We start from the raw sequence: 20,872 nt of genomic DNA, 5'->3' as shown, positions 1-20,872 counted from the left end.
GCATCGGGGCACAGACCCGTTCATTTGGCAGTCTAGCAGGCGCTCTGACCGCTGCACCCGTCTTTTTCATTTTTTCACTGATACCGTCCGATAGATGGGCGTATCCTCCCGGGCGGAAAATGAATATACGAAAGAGGAATGGAAGCCCGCGCTGTACTGCCTGAAAGGGGGATCAGGACGGCGGCTTTTTATCCGCCTCAAGCGCGGCCTCAAGGTCGGCTTCGGTGGGGAAACCGATGATGATGCCCGCCCTTGCCTCGTTCAGGTCTGCACCGCGCCTTTCGATCTCGGCATCCGACATTGTGGTGCGCTGGCTGATACGGCGGGTCCACTGGAAGAACAACGCCTGAAGGCGGTCACATTCGGCCGCATAGGCGGGATCACCGCCGAGATCGTGAAATTCATTCGGGTCGGTTTCCAGATCGAACAACATCGGGCGAAAGCCTTCGGCAAAGACGTATTTCCAGCGCCCGTCAAACAGCATCGTCAGTTTGGCATCCGCGACGCTGACGCCAAGACGACGGCGGACCTGACGCATGGAATAATCATATTCAGACACCACAAAATCGCGCAGAGCTTCCTGTTTGCCGTGCATCAAGGGGCGCAGGGACTTGCCCTCGATGATATGCGGCACCTCTTGTCCGCCGAAATAATCGAGAATGGTGGGGGCCACGTCGATCGCCTCCACCAGTGCATTTGACACCGTCCCGCGCGTGGCATCTGCCTCCGGGCTTGGGTCCATGACAATCAGCGGTATGCGCGCCGATGGATCGTGAAACAGCTCTTTTTCGCCAAGCCAGTGATCGCCCAGATAGTCGCCGTGATCCGAGGTAAAGACGATCAACGTGTCATCCCTCAGGCCCTTGGCGTCGAGAAAGGCCATCAATTCGCCCATCTGGTCGTCGATCTGTTTGATCAGGCCCATGTAGGCACCGATAACCTTGGTGCGGGTGGTCTGGTTGGTGAAGGCTTTGGAGACGCGCTCTTCCATGAAAGCGCCGAACACCGGGTGCGGGTCGTCCTTTTCCCCGTCATGGCGCAGCACGGGGGAATGTGTTTCGGGCGGGTACATGTCGTGGTAGGGCGCGGGCACGATATAGGGCCAGTGCGGTTTGATATAGCTGAGATGCAGGCACCATGGGGTGTCGCCAGCCTCTTCAATGAAATCCATCGCGCGGCGGGTGATATAGGGGGTTTCGCTTTCCTCATCGGCGGCGCGCGCCTTGAGATCGGAATTATCGAGGAACCAGCCGCTGAGGATATTGCCATCCTGATCCTCACCGCTGTTGGCCACGCTGTCCCACGGGTTTTCATCCTCCCAGCCGCGCTCCTTCATGAAATCATCGTAGTTCTTGTTGCGCTTGCCATAGGACGTGCTTGGGTGCAGCCCGTCGTCGCGCTCATAGGGCTCAAACCCACATTCCGCCACCAACGCCCCGATGGTGCTGTCGGGTGCTAGGCCAAGGCGCTTCATGCCTTCCGCATCGGCAGCCATATGTGTCTTGCCGCAAAGAGCCGTGCGCACACCCAGCGGGCGCAAATGATCGCCCAAGGTCATCTCACCCACCTTCAGCGGGATGCTGTTCCATGTTGAGCCATGCGAGCTGACGTAGCGCCCGGTGTAAAAGGACATCCGCGATGGACCGCAGATGGGCGATTGCACATAGGCCCGGTCAAAGCGCACGCCGCGTTTGGCCAGCGCGTCGATATGGGGTGTTTCAAGGCCCGGATGCCCCGCGCAGGACAGGTAATCCCACCGCAGTTGATCACACATGATGAAGAGGACGTTTTTTGTCATGAGAGTTTCCGGGTTCTGCAGATCATTGAAAACAACAGGAATGGCCGGGGCTGTGTGCGCGCCGGCCAGACCGATTAGCCTTTGGCGGCGTCCGGGATGGCCACACCCATCTCGCTCAGGGCGCGCAGGGCACCGGGGTGCAGGGCGAGGTTGATGTCCTGCACGGCACCTTCGGGGGTGATCGCCCGCAACCACGGCGACCCATCGCCCGCTTCTTTGACCCCGGCGTAGAAGGCCTTGCTCATCTGATAGATCATCTCCTCGTCCGCGTCCTGATTAGTGACGATGCCCACAGTCACGCCAAGGGTCGTGACATCCTCTTCGTTCATCTGATTGTCGCCGTAAGCACCCGCGGGCAGTGTCGCCGCGCTGAAACCCGGACGCCCTACAAGGGCCTGCACCCCTTCGGTCTCGAGCGCCTCTGAGGGAATGCCGAGGAAGCGGATTTCATTGGTGACGGCGATCTGCGTCAGGGCCGGGCTGGGCGCGTTGGTCGGGTTGCAATAAACATCGATGTTGCCGTCCTGAAAGGCCGCAGCTGCAGCGTCCCAACCAAGGCTGACCGCTTCGTAATCCGTGCCCGCTTCGAGGCCAGCAACCGCTTTGAACAGACGCTGCATGGTCGTGAATGCGGCACCACCGGGCGGGCCGAGAAAGACGCGTTTGCCAGCGATCTGATCCATGGACGTGATGCCGGAGGATCCATAAACCGCAATGTGATAAACCCCCATTGGGAAGTTCAGCACCGTGCGCAGGTTCTTGACCAGTTCGGGGGCTTGTTCGATTTTCTCATACATCGCGGCCTGACGGCGCATCAGCGCATGAATCACCGGCGAGGACATGCAGAAATCGCTGCGGCCCATGGCCACTTCAAGCACGTGGCGGGTCGCGGCACCGGTCGCGTTCAACTGGATCTCGTAGTCCGGTAGCGCGCCGTTCACGATGTTTGCAAAGGTCGTCATCACAAGGTTTGGGCTGGTGCCCGGTCCGAGTGTCGACATGCGCAGCAACTCCTTGGCAAAAGCGGCACGCGGCAAGGCCGCAAGTGCAGCCGCACCTGCCGTGCTTGCCAACAGGGAGCGGCGGGTCAGGTTTGGGGGTGTCATGGGTCGTTCCTCCTCTGGATCAAGTATTTTCGGGCGTCATGAAGGTGCCGAACCTGACGACGGACCACAGCGCAAAGGTCGCAGCCACAGCAATCCATGACACATAAGCTCCTAAGAACAAGAGCGCGAAAGCGAGGGCCAGCCCGATGGGCGCATAGCGTGCCTTGCCTTTGGCCGGGTAACAGGCGCGCGAAATATGCAGCACGGCAAGTGTGACAAACAGGATCGATTGCACCGATTCCATCAGCGGATAGCCGGTGCCGAGCAACATTGCGGGCTGATAGATAAAGGCAAAAGGGATCACAAAGCCGGGCAAGGCCAGCCGGGAGGCCTCAACAGCGGTGCGCATGGCCCCGGCCCTCGCAATTGGTGCGGCGGCAAAGGCGGCCAGTGCAACAGGCGGGGTCACAGCCGACAACACGCCGAAATACAGCACGAACATATGCGTGTGAATGATTGGCACGCCAAGCTTTTGCAGCGCAGGGCCCATGACCAGCACGATGATCAGATAGGCGGGCACCGTGGGCATCCCCATGCCGAGCAACAGACAGGCCAAGGCCATGAGCAGCAGGGATACCGCCAGTTGCCCGTCGGCATAGCTGCCAACAAGCGACGCGAACCGCAGGCCGACACCGGTCAGGTTCAAAATGCCGATGATGATCCCCACGGCCCCCACGATGACCACCAGCTGGGCGGAAATCATGCCCGCTGAGCGGATGAACTTGATCCAGGACGGGATGTCCGTCAGCAGGCTCGGCTTTAGCGCGAAGCCGAAGACCATGGCGAAGGCCACGCCGATAAAGCCCGCATAGGCGGGCGAAGCCCCCCCGACCATGGCCACGACAATAGCCGTCAGGGACAGCATGAACACAATGATCTGCGCGACCTCGCGCCATGCAAAATTCATCTTGGGCTGTGCGGAGATATCAAGATCCATGTCGCGCGCCGCACTGGACGTCGCCATGAACAAACCAACGTAATAGAGGATCGCCGGAACCGCAGCCGCCACACAAATCGTCAGATAAGGCTGGCCTGTCACGTCGGCCATGATAAAGGCAACCGCGCCCATGATCGGGGGTGTGATCTGCCCCCCGCTAGAGGCTGCGGCCTCAACCGCGCCTGCGAAATGCGGTTTGAAACCGCGTTTCTTGATCAACGGAATGGTGATGACCCCCGTGCCGACCACATTGGCCACCGCACTGCCCGAAATCGTGCCGAACAGACCGCTGGCAATCGTTGCCGCAGCCGCAGGACCGGACCGCACGCGCCCGGTGGCGGCCAGCGCCAGTTTCACCAACACCTGATCAATGGTCAGGAATTCCAGAATAGCCCCGAAGATGATGAAGATAAGAATGGTCGAGACGACCGTGGCCATCGGACGTCCGAAAACACCGTCGAAAGAATACCACAGAACCTGAATCAATTCCTCAGACGTCATCCCCGCATGGCGCATGAAGCCTGGCGCGAACTGCCCGAATGCGCCATAAATCAGAACAAAACCCGCCACACAGGCCATGACCATGCCGACAGAACGGCGGGTCAGTTCGATCACGGCGATCAAACCCAAAGTGCCCAGCCAGATATCTGTGGATGTCAGAAAATAAAGACCGGTTTCAATTTCCGCAGCGGCGCGAAAGTACTGATAGACCGCAACGCCGAGAAAGGCCGCCGTGATGAGCGCCAGCAGTTTTCCCACAGGGCTGCCGCTGCGCTCGACCTGAAAGAGCAGGATCAGCAGGCCACCGACCAGCAACATGCCGACCCGAAGGTAGGATTCGCTGAAGACACCAAAGACAGAGACGTAGAAAACGACGACGATGATCAAACCGGACAATGCCAGGCTCAATCCCGTCACGGATCTTGAAAGCACATTCTGCACAGGTCCCCTCCTCCTCGGTCTGCGGCAAGCCTTTCTGCCCGGCCACGGCGCACCACAATATTAACTAGACACACATCCCTTTAAGGTCGAACATGCGTTTCACTAGGTGGAACGCGTGGTCAAACTAAATCGCTCTGTTGAACGCAGTATGAAAATACTCGAAGTTGTGTCGAGTAATGGCGTGTGTTCATTGGTTTTTCTGGCGGATCAGACGGGTTTGCCCAAAGCCACGATCCTGAGAATTTGCGCAACGCTGGTCAATCAAAGATGGCTGACCCAGAGCCGCAGCGACAGTCGGTATCGTATTGGGTCCCGGTTCCCGCGCTTGAGCGTCTACCCTGATTCGATAGATGCGCTGGTCGAGGCCGGAAGCGCAGAAATCATGGAATTATCCAAGGCAACCGGGCTGGGGGTGGATCTTGCCGCCGCGATCGGAAACGGGCGGGTCGAGATTGTCGATACGACCCGACACTATGGCCGGCATGGTATCTTTCCCGATTGTATCGGCTACCGCCCTTCGCCTTTCCGCTCGGCTTTGGGCTGTGCTTTTCTGGCCGCCTTGGGGCCCGGGGAACTGATGGAATTCTCCGACAAACTGAGCGCGAGCCTGAAAGGCAAAGACCGCGATGCCGCCGCGCAACTGCCGGATAAACTCAAAGATATCCGCGCGCGCAGCTTTGCCAGCCGGGAACATGGCTATTGGGGGCGCGCGGTGGACTATGGCGGAATTCCCAGCGCGATCAGCGTTGCCATCCGCGCCAGCGATCAGGTCGTGGGGGCGCTGAGTTTGGTCTGGCTCGCCGAAAGGCGCAGCGTGGATGATGTCGCGCAGGCGCATCTTGCGCAGCTGAGCGCAGCAGCAGATGCCATTGGCACTCAATTCGCCGTGAACCTTGATCTGGGCGATCTGCCACAATCCTGAGTTATGGCGTCTGACAAGATACTTGGACCATCGCAGATCACCTAGAGCGTCTGACGAAATACCTGAAATATCACGTATCACGTAACGCGTTGAAATCCTTGATGTCAGATGGCGCTAGGTGTTTCAGGTTTTTCGCATGACGCTTTATGGCGCCTCTTCAGCCCCGAGGAACGCCTGCGCCTGCGGGCCGGTCTCAAAGATATGCGTGCGCGCGTCGGGAAAGACCTTTCCCAGTTTCATCCGCATGAAGGCCGATCCGGAATAGCGCGAAACCTTTGCGTAATAGCGTTCTGTCAAGCGGTTCACCATGTCGGCCCAGTTGCTTTCGAGCGCTTCGTCAATACGAAAACCATCATAGTTCACGATGACATCAACCCGCTTGCCATGGGCCTCACAGGTGCGGGCGACCGCCGTTCTGACCAGATCGATTTCGTCTTGTGTGCGGATGCGCATTTTCTCGAAGTTGAGAAATAGCTGGCCGAGCTTGCTCTCGATCGCCACGCGGTCCGGCAGATCAAGGTGCAACAGGTCGGTGCGCAGGCCCATCTCTTGTGTGCGGAAAATGCGCGGGTCCATGAGGCAGATTTCATCTACAATCGGGGGCACGTCCATCAGTCTCAAAATATCATGCTCCAGATCAATGCCGGGGGCGATTTCGATCAGTTTCAATCCGCCAGCGGTCAGTTCGAACACGCACCGCTCGGTCACATATAAAACTGGCTGGCCCAGCCGCGCCGCGCGCACGCCCGAAAACGAAATCTGCTCGACATGATCGAGGAATTTGCGCGCCCTGCCCTCTTGGCGGATCTCGACCCCATCCGCGTCGATCTGCACATCCAGCCCCTGCGCGCTGAACGTGCCGGCAAACACTAAGGCGCGGGCATTCTGACTGATGTTGATGAACCCACCCGCACCTGCAAGACGCGGCCCAAAGCGGGAGACATTGACGTTGCCAATAGCGTCCGCCTGCGCAAGCCCCAGACAGGCCAGGTCAAGGCCCCCGCCATCATAGAAATCAAACTGGTTGTTCTGCGGGATCACCGCGTCAGTGTTGACCGCCGCACCGAAATCAAGTCCCGAAGCCGGTTGCCCGCCGATCACGCCCGGCTCGGCGGTGAGCGTCAGATGCTCCAGCAACCCTTCTTCGGCGGCGACGGAGGCCACGCCTTCGGGCATCCCGATCCCAAGGTTGACCACACCGTTCACGGGCAACTCAAACGCACAGCGCCGCGCGATCACCTTGCGCGCATCAAGGGGCATGACAGGCATTTCACCACGCGGCGGTTTGATGCGGTTGGTGAAGGCCTGACTGAAGGCGGTGCGATAAGTCTGCAGATGGTTTTCCGGGCGCGCGATAACGACGGCATCCACCAGAATACCGGGGATATGGACGTCGCGGGCGGGCAATGTCCCCGCCTGCGCCACACGTTCGACCTGCACGATCACCACGCCGCCCGCATTATGCACCGCCATGGCTTGCGCCAGATTGTCGATGGTCAGCGCCTCGCGCTCCATCGTGACATTGCCCACCTCATCCGCCGTCGTGCCGCGCAGCAAGGCGACCGTCAGCTTCTGTGACGGGTAGAACAGGACTTCCTCGCCGCCGATCTCCATCAGTTCAACCTGCGGCTCGGTCGATATCTCGTTGATCGCGCCGCCTCCGTTGCGCGGATCGACAAAGGTCTCAAGGCCAACTTTGGACAACATGCCCGGCTTGCCCGCCGCAATATCGCGGTAAAGCTGGCTGATCACACCTTGCGGCAGGTTCCAGCCTTCGATCTTGCCTTGCGTGGCCAGCGTCGCGACCTTTGGGATCAGCCCCCAGTGCCCGCCGATAACACGTTTCAACAGGCCCTCATGCCCCAACCGGTTCAGGCCGCGTTCCTTGCCATCCCCCTGCCCTGCGGCAAAAACCAACGACAGATCGCGCGGATGACCTGTTTGCACAAACCGATCTTCGACAGCGGCCAGCAGTTCATCCGGGACACCTATGCCAACGAAACCGGAGGTCGTGACGCAATCACCGTCCTTGATCAGGGCCGCAGCCTCGGACGGAGAAACGACCTTGCTCGCCTTCATGCCGCTGCCCACGCGCTCTCCAAGGCCAACGCAATGCCGATGGTTTCTTCCGCCGAAATCGCGCCGGTGATGACAGACCTTTTGCCGGTTCGTTCAATCATGTTCATTTCCTCGGTGCTGTCTTGGGTTTCTGAATGCACTTACGCGCGGCTAGCCTGCACCGTTCGGCAGTGTTTTTGAGACTTCATCGTCCACCTGCGGTCGGCGTGTCGCGCCCGGTTGTGTATCGAGAACATCATGCAAACGCTCCATCAGGGTATTCAGCTGATCCCGCTCCGCATCCGAAAATGTGCTCATCAATGCGTTTTCAAATGACAGGGCCGCAGGAACAATCCCGTTGAACACATCCAGCCCCGCCGCGGTCACTTCGATCTCAACAAGGCGGTGGTCGGCATCGCAAGTGGATTTCGCCAGAAGCCCCGCCTTTTCCAGCTTGGTTACCGCGCGGCTGACACTCGGCTTTTCAAGATAGACACTGTCGTGAATTTCGCGAACGGACATCTTTTCGCGCCGCGCAACATGGACCAGAACCCGCCATTCAGGCGTCGAAAGACCGTATTCCGCGCCATAGACCTTCGAGAGCATCTTGGAGATACGCGATGACAGCACCGACAGTTTGTAAGGCAGAAACTCAGACAGGTTGAAATCACTTGAGGTCATGTAAATCCGGCACCTTCGATTTCGTTGCATATGAAATGATCTTGACTCATTTTCCCACAAAATGATAATCGTTGCAAGTGAAACGAATTTGACCCACCTGTCAAAGCGGAATTGAACGCACCATTATTCGCATCGGTGCCGACCACTTGAAACGTGAGGAGACATGCCATGAAAGACGCAGATATCAGCCGTTTGGTTCAGGCCAACGGCGGACTGACAAACCCCGGCTATATGCCCGGATTTGGCAATGATTTCGAGACCGAAGCCCTGCCCGGTGCCCTGCCCCAAGGCATGAACAGCCCGCAAAAATGCAACTATGGGCTATATGGCGAGCAGCTTTCCGGCACGGCATTCACCGATGTGCGTCCCGAACGCACGTGGTGTTATCGCATCCGCCCGTCGGTCAAACACAGCCACCGCTATGAAAAAATCGACCTGCCGCATTTCCGCTCCGCTCCGGATATCCACCCTGATGTGACCTCTCTGGGTCAGTACCGCTGGGACCCGATCCCGCATACGGATGAGCCGCTCACATGGCTGACGGGGATGCGCACCATGACGACGGCAGGTGACGTGAACACGCAAGTGGGCATGGCCAGCCACGTCTATCTGGTGACCCAATCCATGCAGGACGCCTATTTCTTCTCTGCGGACAGCGAGATGCTTGTGGTGCCACAGGAAGGCCGCCTGCGTTTCGCGACCGAATTGGGGATCATCGACCTTGAACCCAAGGAAATCGCGATCATCCCGCGCGGTCTGGTCTACCGTGTGGAATTGCTGGACGGGCCTGCGCGCGGCTTTGTCTGTGAAAACTACGGCCAGAAATTTGAACTGCCGGGCCGGGGTCCTATTGGTGCGAACTGCATGGCCAACCCGCGTGATTTCAAGGCACCGGTTGCCGCCTTTGAGGACCGCGAAGTGCCCTCGACCGTCACGGTCAAGTGGTGCGGCCAATTCCACGAGACAAAGATCGGGCAAAGCCCGCTCGACGTGGTGGCATGGCACGGCAACTACGCGCCCTACAAATACGACCTGCGCAATTATTGCCCGGTTGGCGCGATCCTGTTTGACCACCCCGACCCGTCGATCTTTACTGTGCTGACCGCGCCGTCAGGCCAGCCGGGCACCGCGAATATCGACTTTGTGCTCTTCCGCGAACGCTGGATGGTGGCCGAAAATACTTTCCGCCCGCCATGGTATCACAAGAATATCATGTCCGAGATGATGGGCAACATCTATGGCGAATACGACGCCAAACCACAGGGTTTTGTCCCCGGCGGTGTGAGCCTGCACAACATGATGCTGCCCCATGGCCCCGACCGCGAGGCGTTCGAGAAAGCGTCCAATGCGAACCTCGGCCCTGACAAGCTGGACAACACAATGTCCTTCATGTTCGAAACCCGCTTCCCACAGCAACTCACCCAATTCGCGGGCAAGGAAGCACCGCTGCAGGACGACTACATCAACTGCTGGGCGGACATCGAAAAGAAATTCGACGGCACACCGGGTAAAAAGTGATCACCATGCTGACGCTCTATTCCTATTGGCGGTCGAGCACATCCTACCGCGTGCGGGTGGCGCTGAACCTCAAGGGGCTGTCATATCGGACAGTCCCGGTCGACCTTGTGGCCGGAGCGCAGCGCGCGCCCGACTATGTGACGAAAAACCCCAGCAAAGCTGTGCCGACGCTGGTGCTGGAGGATGGCACAGTTTTAACCCAATCGCTGGCAATCCTCGATTATCTCGAACATACCGCGCCCGACCCCGCCCTTTTGCCAAGCGATCCGTTGCAGCGCGCAAAGGTGCTGGCGGCCGCGCAGATTATCGCGTCAGACATTCACCCGGTGAACAACTTCAAGGTGTTGAGCCGCCTGAAATCCCATCACGGGTTCACCGGTGATACCGCCGCCGCTTGGATGCGCCACTGGATCAGCGAGGGGCTTGAGGCCTATCAGGCGCTGCTGCCGGATGCTCCGACATACAGCTTTGCGAACACACCGCAGCTCTGCGACCTGTGCCTTGTTGCACAGCTTTACAATGCACACCGCTGGGGCGTTGACCTGACGCCCTTTGCCCGCCTGCTCGACATCGAAAAGCAGGCCCTCAAATTGCCGGCCTTTGACGCCGCGCGCCCCGAAAATCAGCAAGACGCAGCCTGAAGGAACCCCCATGACACAGCGCATCCAATCCTGGCTCGAAAGCGCAAATTCGCCCGAAACCGACTTCCCCCTCAACAACCTGCCCTATGGCGCGTTTCACGTCGCGGGCGGTGATCTGCACGCAGGCGTCGCCATCGGGGATTACATTCTGGATGTGAGCGCGCTGGAACAGACCGGTCAGCTTGACCTGCCCGAAAGCGGTATCTTTGCACGCGGCACATGGAATGACTTCATGGCTCTGGGGTCCGATGTCTGGGACAGCTTTCGCAAACACCTGACCGCCGCCTTGAGCAAAGGTGCCGCCCAGAAAAGCGCGTTTGAAACGCATCTGGTTGCCATGGCCGACGCCACGCTTGAGATGCCGTTCACCGTGACAGAATTCACCGACTTTTACGCAGGCCGTCATCACGCCTTCAACGTCGGCAGCTTGTTTCGCGACCCGGCCAATGCCCTGCCGCCAAACTGGCTGCACATCCCCATCGGCTACAATGGCCGCGCATCATCCGTTGTGGTCAGCGGCACCGACATCACCCGGCCCAACGGGCAGTTAAAATCACCTGACGCCGAAATGCCGGTGTTCGAGGCGTCAAAGCGGTTTGATCTGGAACTTGAGCTGGGCGCCATCGTCGGCAAACCCTCCAAAGGCCGCGTGAGCGTGCAGGAAGCCGATGACATGATCTTTGGCTACGTCTTGCTGAACGACTGGTCCGCGCGCGACATTCAAGCGTGGGAATACCAACCACTCGGGCCGTTTCAGGCCAAGGCGACGGCGACCACGATCAGCCCTTGGATTGTCACCAAAGCCGCCCTTGAGCCGTTCCGTGCCTCGACACCGCCGCGCGAGAAGGAACTGCTGCCCTACCTCACCGAGCCCGGCCCGATGCTCTATGATATCGACCTCGAAATAGGCCTTGCGCCAGAAGGTAAATCCGAGACGATCCTGTCGCGCACGAATTACAACGTCATGTATTATTCGCCAGCCCAGCAACTGACCCATCATACCACCAGCGGCTGCCCGATGCGGGTCGGTGATCTATTGGGCTCCGGCACGATCTCGGGACCGGAAAAGGCAAATCGAGGCAGTCTGCTGGAGCTTAGCTGGGCAGGTAAGGAACCGCTGACGCTGGACACCGGCGAAACGCGCACATTCCTTGAAGACGGCGATACCCTGACCCTGCGGGGGGCCTCAAAAGGTGACGGCTACCGCATCGGATTTGGTGAGTGCGCAGGCACCTTACGCCCGGCGGCTCCACTGGAATGAAGCGACGTGGCCTTGCGCGCCGATCCGTCTGAGCACTCATGATAAGGTAACGCCCGGTGGTCTCAGACCCATGGGGCGCTATGGTTTCGTCGAGGCCGTACAACCCCGGTTGGTAATACAAAACACACACCACAAAAGGGGAATAGACGGATGAAATGCCCTCAAAATCACTGATCTCCCGGCGGCATCTGCTGCTTGGGGCTTTTGCCATCTTCACCCTGCCGACGTATCTGCGGGCGGCCCCGCAAACGCTCTCTGCATTGCAGAGCGGCGGGCACGTCATCTATTTTCGCCACGGTGCGACCACATGGTCGGGGGTCGATAACATCAACTGGCCCCGCGCGCGGCAACGGCTTTTGTCGGGGGCGGGGATTGAACAATCGCGCATGATCGGCGACGCGTTCAAACGCCACGCCATCCCGGTCGGCGCGGTCTTGGCCAGTCCCTTTGCACGCTGCCGCGATATGGCAGAGATTGCGTTTGGCCGCGTCGAGGAGCGGATGGAACTCCTTGGTCTTTTGTCGGATGAACAGGGTCGGGCAGCCCGGATCGCATACCTTCGGGACAGGTTGCGCCTGCCGCCGCAAGACGGAGCAAACCGCATCATCATTTCGCACACATCCAATATCGCGACGGTCGCCAACGTGCGATTGGCCGAAGGAGAGGGTGCCATAATACGCCCGAATGGTTCGGGTTTTACGGTTCTGGAAACACCAATGCCTCAAGACTGGTGAGGGCAGTCAGCCCCCATCTTAGCCCTCGCCGCGTGCTTTTTGCAGCAGCGCGCTCAACTGCTCCAATTCGTCTTTGGACAGGTGCTGCAGCTGTCCAATGTGCAGATCAACCAACGGCTGGTCGATCCTAGCAAGCAACTCCTTGCCTTTTTCGGTCAAGTGGCTGCGCACAATGCGTCGGTCCGTTTCGTCATGTTCACGCCTGACCCATCCATCGCGCACCAAGCGATCCATCAGGCGGGTGACGTCGGCCCGGGGATCGGTCATCTGTTGACTGATCTGCGAAACGCTCGCGCCGCCATCGCCGTCCCGTCGGATCGCCCGCAGCGCATTGTATTGCCTGCCGGACAATCCGAATCCGGCCAGCAAGTCACTGACGTCCTGCCCAAGCACTTGGGATGTGCGCATCAGATTGAGATACGCCTGTTGCTCTGGCACATGGCTTCCCGTTTCCGCCACCACGAGGTCTGGTGTCTTGAATGCATCCATTTTCCGGCGGGACATCGTATCTCACATATATGTTATCGACAATAGATGTTGTAAACGTATATATAGATCACCAGCTTTGTTTTGTCGAGCAGCCAATGAACCGGCTGAATGTTTTTGACGTGAAACGGGGGCAGCATGACGGGTGCGCTTACGAAGAAAACGAGAAGCTATCTGAGCATGCTGGCCGGCGGTGCGGTCATCACGTTTTGGGCGGGTGCCCTTCACGCAGCGCAAAATCAGCAACCGCCTGATTACTCAACACTCGGCGCAGTACCCTTTACGTCCGCGAATGCGCCATCCGCCGTGCGGGCATCCGAGACGATGCTGACGATACAAGGGGGCCCTTACACGCTGGGTCGTAATGACGGTCCAGCCATTGAACGCCGCGCGCATAGCGTGACGTTGGAAGGGTTCCGCATGGATCGTACCGAAGTAACCAACGCGGCCTTTGCGGAATACCTGAACGCGCTCGATATTCAGGTCTTGGTGGCGTTTGAGGCAGGCGGCGTCTCCGCCAAACACTTGTCTCAGAGCGGGATTGCCCTTCTGACTGAGGGACGCGGCGACAGTGGTCTTTACCCCCTCATCGCACTGGATGATGATCAGGCGCGGATTGGTCACGACACGGATAGATTTGTGCCAACCGAGGGCTATGCAGACCATCCCGTAGCGGAAACAACTTGGGCAGGCGCACGCGCCTATTGCCACTGGCGCGGAGCACGGCTGCCCACCGAAGCAGAGTGGGAAGCGGCGGCGCGGGGTTCGGATGCGTTTCTCTACCCTTGGGGAAACACAGCACCCGACCCAACCCGCGTTTTCACCTCCGGGCGCACCGGTGTCACAGGCGCAGTTGGCGGTCGTCCTGCCGGGGCTTCGCCACTGGGCGTGCTTGATCTGAGTGGGTCGCTGGCCGAATGGACCTCAAGCCTTTTGCGGGCCTATCCCTATAACCCAAAGGATGGCCGCGAGGATCACACTCTGGCAGGTGAGCGCGTTACCAGAGGAGGGGATTACATCTACGATGCCAACGCCGCCACGTTGACCGCAACCCATCGAGACGGGTTTTCGAACGCGCCCGAACGCGGCCATCGCCATATTGGTTTTCGCTGCGCCGCAGACCTACAAACAGATCAAGGGTAACTGCCCTAAATCCATCTGGTATCATAGCAAAGCAAACGATTTTCTGAAGTAAGAGGCTCACCCATGTCAAGATTTTACGATACACCTGAACGATACAGCCTGATCTCTCGCACTCTACACTGGGGTATGGCCCTCCTCTTTGCAATGCAGTTTGTAACGGCAGCGCTGCGATGGGCCCTGCCCCGTGAAGATCCGCTGCGCGAGTTTTTCTGGGCCTATCACGCACCGCTCGGAACCACCCTGTTTTTGCTGGTGCTGCTGCGCGGCGCATGGGGATTGATCAACCTGAGGCGACGTCCTGCGCCGCACGCGGGACTGATCGGGCGCGCGGCTCTCGCAGGTCATCTGGCGATCTATGCTCTGATGGTGATTGTGCCGACGCTCCGTCTGATTGCGGCGGCGGGCAGTACGCGCGGGTTCAGCTATCTCAGCATTGAGATATTTGCGCCGCGTGAAACGAAAATCGCCTGGATGGACGCAATGGCGGAATGGCATGGGGAGCTGGGCTGGATCCTGGGCCTGCTTGTGCTTGGTCACATCGTCATGGCGGTCGGCTGGCATCACCTCGTCAAACGTGACGGAACCTTGCAGCGGATGACCTGAACGCGGGTGCGTTATCCCCCGTACAATCATCAGGTGAGCAAACATCGCTCACTTCAGACGTGTTGCTGAGATAAGCGTTTCATGATCGCCTCGTGCTGTCCTGCCGGGATGTCACGCTCTGTGACCAGTGCGCGCGTGATGCAGCGCTAAATCCGGCATTCCGCTTGCTGCATCATACGGCGTAACGAGACTTGAGGATCGCCTCTGCATATTCGTCGCTTTTCTTGCTGTCGTGCACGATCCCGCCGCCGACGTTGAGCGTGGCAGTGCCGTCATCGTTGCAGACAACTGTCCTGATGGCGACGTTGAACTCCATCGACCCGTTGGGAGCGATCCAGCCGATGGAGCCACAATATGCGCCGCGCGCCTCGCTCTCGAGCGACCGAATGATTTGCATCGCTCTGATCTTTGGCGCGCCCGTGATTGAACCGCAGGGAAACAATGCCTCGAATATATCATACAGTGTGGTTTTCGGCACTATCTGGGCCGTGACGCGCGACGTTAGCTGATGCAATGTTGCATAGGTTTCGACTTTGAACAGATCCGGGACTTTGACGCTGCCTACTTCAGCCAGTTTACTGACATCATTGCGCAAAAGGTCCACAATCATCAGGTTTTCTGCTTGATTCTTCTCAGACTTTTGAAGCCATCTCGCCTTTTCGGTGTCCTCTTGCGGTGTCTTACCGCGTGCGGCAGTCCCCTTCATCGGCTTGGTTTCAAAGTGCCCGCTTTCGTCGATGGCAAAAAACAATTCTGGTGACCGGGACAAGAGCACCGGCCCCCCAAGATCCACAAAAGCGCCATGAGGGACAGGTTGTTTGGCACAAAGATCACGGTAGAGCGCGATCGACGGTTCAGCATATCGGGCGGTCAGCGGAAAAGTGAGGTTGGCCTGATAAATATCGCCAGCCGATATGAGTTTCTGAACTTCGCAAAAGGCGGCAGAGTATTGTGCTTCGTCCCAAACCGGGTCCAAATCCTGTAATCGCGCAGGCTTCACAGGCTGGTCGAATTCGGCCGGGGATGGCGCATCAAAGACGCCGAAACACAGCAGCGGCACCGTTCTGTCGACTGGCATCAAATCGCTCAGTTTATGCGAAAACACATAGCCCAATTCGTAGCTCGCGTATCCAGCCAGCCAATGCCCTTGCGCCTTTGCTTGTTCCATCGCAGCGAATGCAGCGGTCACATCTGCGGGTGTGTCAGCGCGGATCGTATGAAGGGGGTCAACAAACGCGCTGGCCCCTGAAAGGGGACCTTTATCAAAGATGACCTGTCGTGGGACAGAACGGCTTGCCAAGTCTAAAAATCCGCCGCGATGCGCAGGTCGCGCAAGGGCCTTACGATGTCGATAGCCTTGAGGTACAGCGGATGGGCCTTATAGGCTGACAGCGCCTCATTGCTTGCGAACTCTGCATAGACGACAACGTCGACTTCGCTCGACAGCGCATCGTCGCGGGTGTTCTGGCGCACCTCAAAAACCTCTGAGTGCGGGATATCCGCCAAGAGCGATAACCCGTCGATGATACGGGGCAGATCGACCTTATCCTTGGCGCTGAAAAAGACGACATGTCGAATGTTGGGACGGGGTGGCATAAAATCTCCGTATGGTTCTTGAATCGCTCACCGAATGGCGCAAGCCTTAGCTGCAACAGGCGGGCACTTCTAGGGCAAAACCCCGATGCAATCCGCTGTCCGGGTACAGAAAGATGCGGCCATTTGTCCGCCGGATTTGACGACTTGTATTCAGGCGATGCGCTCGGACGATGGCGCGCCTTTTGCCCTTGTCAGAACACGCCACGTTTCGGGTGAACCCTTCGTGTCAAACAATCGGCTCGTTATTGCATCGGGTGACATTTCCGGCCCGCGCGACAGACGCATATTTTCCTAGAAAAGACACTTTCAAGGGGCCGCAAACAGCGCAGGCTCATGTTTTAACCGTTGTAAATCAAACGGTTAGGACATCAGCCCAGATCATTCAGCGGCAACAGCAGCGACCGGGGTCGGCGTGTAGTTCAGGATGGGTGCAAGCCATCTTTCCGCCTCCTCTAGATCCATGCCTTTGCGTACGGCATAATCCGCCACCTGATCGCGTTCCACCTTGGCCACGCCAAAATAATAGGCGTCAGGATGGCCGATATAGAGCCCTGATACCGAAGAACCGGGCCACATGGCCATGCTTTCCGTCAGTTCGACCCCGGTATTGGCTTCGGCCTCCAGCAGGGAAAACAGGGTCAGTTTTTCCGTGTGATCGGGCTGGGCCGGGTAGCCGGGCGCGGGGCGGATGCCGCGATAGGGCTCACCCACCAGTTCATTCGGGGCAAACCCTTCGTCGGGCGCATAGGGCCAGAGTTCGCGGCGCACCCGCTGGTGCAGCATCTCTGCCATGGCCTCGGCAAACCGGTCGGCCAGCGCTTTGACAAGGATCGACGAATAGCTGTCGTTTGCCTCCTCGAACTTTTTGGCCAGGACGGCCTCCTCCGGGCCTGCGGTGACGACAAAACCACCGACATAATCTGGTGTACCAACAGGTGCGACAAAGTCGGACAGGGCCATATTGGGCCGCCCCGGGCGTTTGGCGTGCTGCTGGCGCAGGGAGTGCAGCGTGGCCAACTGCGCGTCCCGGTCCTCGCCGGTGAAGAGGTGAATGTCGTCACCACGCGCATTGGCCGGCCAGAACCCGGCGACAGCGCGGGGGCCGAACCATTTCTCATCAATGATCTGTTTCAGCATCGCCTGTGCATCGGCAAAGAGCGCGCGCGCGGCCTCTCCCTGCCGTTCGTCCTCAAGGATTTTCGGGTAAACGCCTTTCAGCTCCCAAGTGCGGAAAAACGGCGTCCAGTCGATGTATTTCGCAATCTCTGCGAGGTCCCAGTCCTCAATCACACGGGTGCCGGTGAAGGTCGGCGCGGGCACGGTGTAATCGCTGAAATCAATCTTCATGGCATTGGCCCGCGCGGCGGCCAGCGGCACACGTTCCTTGGCACGTTCGGAGCGTTCATGGCGCTCGATCACGCTCACATATTCGTCGCGAATGCCCTCGATATAGCCATCGCGGCTCTCGGGATTGAGCAGTTTGCTGACCACACCCACAGCCCGGCTGGCGTCCAGCACGTGGATCGCCTGATTTTTGGTGTAGCGCGGGGCAATCTTGACGGCTGTGTGCACCTTGGATGTGGTCGCTCCGCCGATCAACAGCGGGATGTCATAGCCCTCCCGCTCCAGCTCGCTGGCCATATGTACCATCTCATCAAGGCTCGGCGTGATCAGACCAGACAGGCCGATGATATCCACGTTTTCCGCCTTGGCAACTTCAAGGATTTTCTGCGGCGGGACCATCACACCCAGATCAATGATCTCGTAATTGTTGCAGGCCAGCACGACACCCACGATATTCTTGCCAATATCATGCACATCGCCTCTGACCGTCGCCATCAAGACCTTGCCCGCCGCCTCGTGCCCGTCCCCGCCATTCAGGCGTTTTTCCTCTTCCATAAAGGGCAATAGAACGGCCACCGCCTGTTTCATCACACGGGCGGATTTCACCACCTGCGGCAGGAACATCTTGCCCGCCCCAAACAGATCGCCGACCACGTTCATCCCCGCCATCAGTGGCCCTTCGATCACATGCAGCGGACGCGCGGCCTGCAATCGCGCCTCTTCGGTATCGGCGTCGATGAATTCCGTGATGCCGTTGACCAGCGCATGTTCCAGCCGCTTTTCAATGGACCACGCGCGCCACGCCAGAACGCGCACCTTTGCCTCGCGCGCACCGCCCCTGAAGCGTTCGGCCATATCAAGCATCCGCTCGGTGGCATCGTCGCGCCGGTTGAGAACCACGTCTTCGCAGGCCGCGCGCAGGTCGGGATCAATCTGGTCGTAGACGGCCAGCTGGCCCGCATTGACGATGCCCATATCCATGCCCGCCTGAATGGCGTGATAGAGGAAAACCGCATGCATCGCCTCGCGCACGGTCTCATTGCCGCGAAACGAAAACGACAGGTTGGACACCCCGCCCGACACATGCGCATGGGGCAGGTTCTGGCGGATCCAACGGGTCGCCTCGATAAAGTCGACACCATAGTTGTTATGCTCTTCGATGCCAGTGGCGACGGCAAAGATGTTGGGATCAAAAATGATATCTTCGGGCGGAAAACCGACCTCCTCCACGAGGATACGGTAGGCGCGGGCGCAAATCTCGGTTTTGCGGGCGGCGGTATCGGCCTGCCCCTCTTCGTCAAAGGCCATGACGACAACAGCGGCGCCATAGGCCAGACAAAGCCGGGCGTGATGGCGAAATTCCTCCTCGCCCTCTTTCATTGAGATGGAATTGACCACGGATTTACCCTGCACACACTGCAGGCCCGCCTCGATCACCTCCCATTTGGAGCTGTCGATCATGACGGGCACGCGCGCGATGTCGGGCTCGGACGCGATGAGGTTGAGAAACTCGATCATCGCCTGTTTGGAATCGATCAGCCCCTCATCCATGTTGACATCGATGATCTGCGCGCCGTTTTCCACCTGATCGCGTGCCACATCAAGGGCCGCGGCATAGTCGCGATTGGTGATCAGCTTGCGAAACTTGGCAGAGCCGGTGACGTTGGTCCGCTCACCCACGTTCACGAAGGGGATGTCGGGCGTGAGGACAAAGGGCTCAAGCCCGGACAGGCGTAAATACCGGGTCATGCCGCTTGCTCCTTTTCCAACTGGCGCGGCGCAAAGGGGGCGACCGCTTCCGCAATTGCGCGGATATGCTCGGGCGTGGTGCCGCAGCAACCGCCGACCACATTCAACAACCCCTCTTGGGCGAAACCGGCCAGTTGCTCGGCGGTCTCTTCGGGGCCCTCGTCATATTGCCCGAAGGCGTTGGGCAACCCCGCATTGGGATAGGCGCAGGTCAGCGTGTCAACCACGCCCGCAAGCTCCGCCATATGCGGTCGCATCGCGCCCGCCCCAAGTGCACAGTTCAGCCCCACGGAAAACGGTCGGGCATGCGCTACCGAATGCCAGAACGCCGTCGGCGTTTGCCCCGAAAGCGTGCGCCCCGAAGCATCAGTGATCGTGCCGGAGATCATAATCGGCAAGCGGATGCCCTGCGCCTGACACGCCTCGATCGCCGCAAAAATGGCCGCCTTTGCGTTGAGCGTATCAAAAATGGTTTCAATCAGGATCAAATCCGCGCCCCCGATGATCAGCCCCCGGATCTGGTCGCGGTAAGCAAGGCGCAAACCATCAAAGGTCACCGCGCGGTACCCCGGATCACTCACATCCGGGGACAAAGACGCGGTACGGTTCGTTGGGCCAACGGCCCCCGCCACATAGCGCGGCTTGCCATCCTGCGCCGTGGCCCGGTCCAGCGCGCGCCGCGCAACGCGCGCCGCCTCCACGTTCAGATCATGGACGGCAGCCTCAAGACCGTAATCAGCCTGTGCAATCGCGGTTGAGGAAAACGTATTGGTTTCGACGATATCCGCGCCTGCGATGGCGAAATCATAGTGGATTTGTTCGATCGCCTGCGGCTGTGTCAGGGTCAGCAGGTCGTTGTTGCCCTTTTGCGGAAGGTCCGTCGCATGCGCGCAGGGCGTGCCGGTTCCATGACCGGTATAATCATCCTCCCCAAGACCGAGCCCCTGGATCATCGTGCCCATGGCGCCATCCATGATCAGGATACGCTCGCGCGCGGTCGCGTTCAGTGCGTTGACGCAGTGATGATCGTGTAAAGACATGGCGGCCCCCAAGTTTTCGTTGCTGCTACCTACCAGCATCTCAATTATTAGTATAATTCATATTCTTCAGATTCATTATGAGTTACTCGCGGATAGTCACGTGACGCCCGCATATATCCGCCACCACTGACCCACAAAAAACATGGCGGTGAAACCTGCTTGCCCCGGATAAACCGCCCTGACGCAACAGCGGACGTGTCCGGATGTGAGCCATTCGCATTTTGCATAGCGGCTTTCACATTGCCCATGTTGACCCAAACCGGGCGGCGGCCTAACTCCGCGTCAATGGCAGTGCCCGCGATGGCGTCGTGTG

Annotated in this window: 17 protein-coding genes; 7 read left to right on the top strand and 10 right to left on the bottom strand. The window is 58.9% G+C overall.

What is annotated here, in order from left to right; translation table 11 throughout:
• Positions 1-172: 172 nt before the first annotated feature.
• The 3 genes from RLO149_RS04020 to RLO149_RS04010 all read right to left on the bottom strand — a co-directional run bounded on the left by RLO149_RS04020 (position 173) and on the right by RLO149_RS04010 (position 4,783).
• On the bottom strand, positions 173-1,798 hold the full coding sequence (locus RLO149_RS04020) for an alkaline phosphatase family protein (protein ID WP_013960785.1): 1,626 nt from the start codon (positions 1,796-1,798) through the stop codon (positions 173-175).
• Between the two features lie 74 nt (positions 1,799-1,872).
• A complete protein-coding gene (locus RLO149_RS04015; RefSeq protein WP_013960784.1) occupies positions 1,873-2,904 on the bottom strand; it encodes a TAXI family TRAP transporter solute-binding subunit in 1,032 nt (343 codons plus the stop codon).
• Positions 2,905-2,923: 19 nt separating this feature from the next.
• On the bottom strand, positions 2,924-4,783 hold the full coding sequence (locus RLO149_RS04010) for a TRAP transporter permease (protein ID WP_013960783.1): 1,860 nt from the start codon (positions 4,781-4,783) through the stop codon (positions 2,924-2,926).
• A 115-nt stretch (positions 4,784-4,898) separates the two neighbouring features.
• On the opposite strand from RLO149_RS04010, the gene RLO149_RS04005 reads away from it, so the two are divergent.
• Entirely contained in the window at positions 4,899-5,705 is an 807-nt protein-coding gene (locus tag RLO149_RS04005) for an IclR family transcriptional regulator (protein WP_013960782.1), read from the top strand.
• A 144-nt stretch (positions 5,706-5,849) separates the two neighbouring features.
• Here the strand turns inward: RLO149_RS04005 and RLO149_RS04000 are convergent, their stop codons facing one another.
• Complete coding sequence (locus tag RLO149_RS04000) at positions 5,850-7,784, bottom strand: acyl CoA:acetate/3-ketoacid CoA transferase (RefSeq protein ID WP_044025192.1); 1,935 nt, start codon at positions 7,782-7,784, stop codon at positions 5,850-5,852.
• Positions 7,785-7,934: 150 nt separating this feature from the next.
• Positions 7,935-8,444 carry a MarR family winged helix-turn-helix transcriptional regulator gene (locus RLO149_RS03995; RefSeq protein ID WP_013960780.1) on the bottom strand — a complete coding sequence of 170 codons (510 nt, stop codon included), beginning with the start codon at positions 8,442-8,444 and terminating at the stop codon, positions 7,935-7,937.
• Between the two features lie 168 nt (positions 8,445-8,612).
• Here RLO149_RS03995 and hmgA point away from each other — a divergent pair, with 168 nt between their 5' ends.
• From hmgA to RLO149_RS03975, 4 genes are all read left to right on the top strand, one after another.
• On the top strand, positions 8,613-9,962 hold the full coding sequence (gene hmgA, locus RLO149_RS03990) for a homogentisate 1,2-dioxygenase (protein WP_013960779.1): 1,350 nt from the start codon (positions 8,613-8,615) through the stop codon (positions 9,960-9,962).
• A 5-nt stretch (positions 9,963-9,967) separates the two neighbouring features.
• Positions 9,968-10,603, top strand: a complete 636-nt coding sequence (maiA, locus tag RLO149_RS03985) for a maleylacetoacetate isomerase (RefSeq protein WP_044025527.1) — start codon at positions 9,968-9,970, stop codon at positions 10,601-10,603.
• 10 nt (positions 10,604-10,613) lie between these two features.
• A complete protein-coding gene (gene fahA / locus RLO149_RS03980) occupies positions 10,614-11,864 on the top strand; it encodes a fumarylacetoacetase (RefSeq protein WP_013960777.1) in 1,251 nt (416 codons plus the stop codon).
• A gap of 155 nt (positions 11,865-12,019) precedes the next feature.
• Positions 12,020-12,598 carry a histidine phosphatase family protein gene (locus RLO149_RS03975; protein ID WP_013960776.1) on the top strand — a complete coding sequence of 193 codons (579 nt, stop codon included), beginning with the start codon at positions 12,020-12,022 and terminating at the stop codon, positions 12,596-12,598.
• Positions 12,599-12,616: 18 nt separating this feature from the next.
• Here RLO149_RS03975 and RLO149_RS03970 read toward each other — a convergent pair whose 3' ends face one another.
• Positions 12,617-13,102 (bottom strand): MarR family winged helix-turn-helix transcriptional regulator, encoded by a 486-nt coding sequence (locus RLO149_RS03970; RefSeq protein ID WP_148264304.1) that lies wholly within the window; start codon positions 13,100-13,102, stop codon positions 12,617-12,619.
• A gap of 120 nt (positions 13,103-13,222) precedes the next feature.
• On the opposite strand from RLO149_RS03970, the gene RLO149_RS22835 reads away from it, so the two are divergent.
• Both RLO149_RS22835 and RLO149_RS03960 read left to right on the top strand, forming a co-directional pair.
• The gene (locus RLO149_RS22835; RefSeq protein ID WP_013960774.1) at positions 13,223-14,227 is read left to right on the top strand and encodes a formylglycine-generating enzyme family protein; all 1,005 of its coding nucleotides are present in this window, start codon (positions 13,223-13,225) and stop codon (positions 14,225-14,227) included.
• Between the two features lie 63 nt (positions 14,228-14,290).
• Positions 14,291-14,830, top strand: coding sequence for a cytochrome b (locus RLO149_RS03960; RefSeq protein ID WP_083825438.1), 540 nt, complete (start codon positions 14,291-14,293; stop codon positions 14,828-14,830).
• Positions 14,831-15,002: 172 nt separating this feature from the next.
• Here the strand turns inward: RLO149_RS03960 and RLO149_RS03955 are convergent, their stop codons facing one another.
• The 4 genes from RLO149_RS03955 to RLO149_RS03935 form a co-directional block, all read right to left on the bottom strand.
• Entirely contained in the window at positions 15,003-16,130 is a 1,128-nt protein-coding gene (locus RLO149_RS03955) for an aminodeoxychorismate synthase component I (protein WP_044025191.1), read from the bottom strand.
• Between the two features lie 2 nt (positions 16,131-16,132).
• A complete protein-coding gene (locus RLO149_RS03950) occupies positions 16,133-16,426 on the bottom strand; it encodes a Dabb family protein (protein WP_013960771.1) in 294 nt (97 codons plus the stop codon).
• A gap of 378 nt (positions 16,427-16,804) precedes the next feature.
• A complete protein-coding gene (gene metH / locus RLO149_RS03940; protein WP_013960769.1) occupies positions 16,805-19,519 on the bottom strand; it encodes a methionine synthase in 2,715 nt (904 codons plus the stop codon).
• Positions 19,516-20,559: a homocysteine S-methyltransferase family protein gene (locus RLO149_RS03935; RefSeq protein WP_013960768.1), complete on the bottom strand. Its 1,044-nt coding sequence runs from the start codon at positions 20,557-20,559 to the stop codon at positions 19,516-19,518. The genes metH and RLO149_RS03935 overlap by 4 nt, the downstream gene beginning before the upstream one ends.
• Positions 20,560-20,872 lie beyond the last annotated feature (313 nt).

Origin of the sequence: Roseobacter litoralis Och 149 (assembly GCF_000154785.2) — a bacterium.
In the GTDB taxonomy this organism is placed as follows: domain Bacteria; phylum Pseudomonadota; class Alphaproteobacteria; order Rhodobacterales; family Rhodobacteraceae; genus Roseobacter; species Roseobacter litoralis.
The sequence above is the reverse complement of the archived record's forward strand: the minus strand, read 5'-3'. Positions and strand labels throughout refer to the sequence as shown.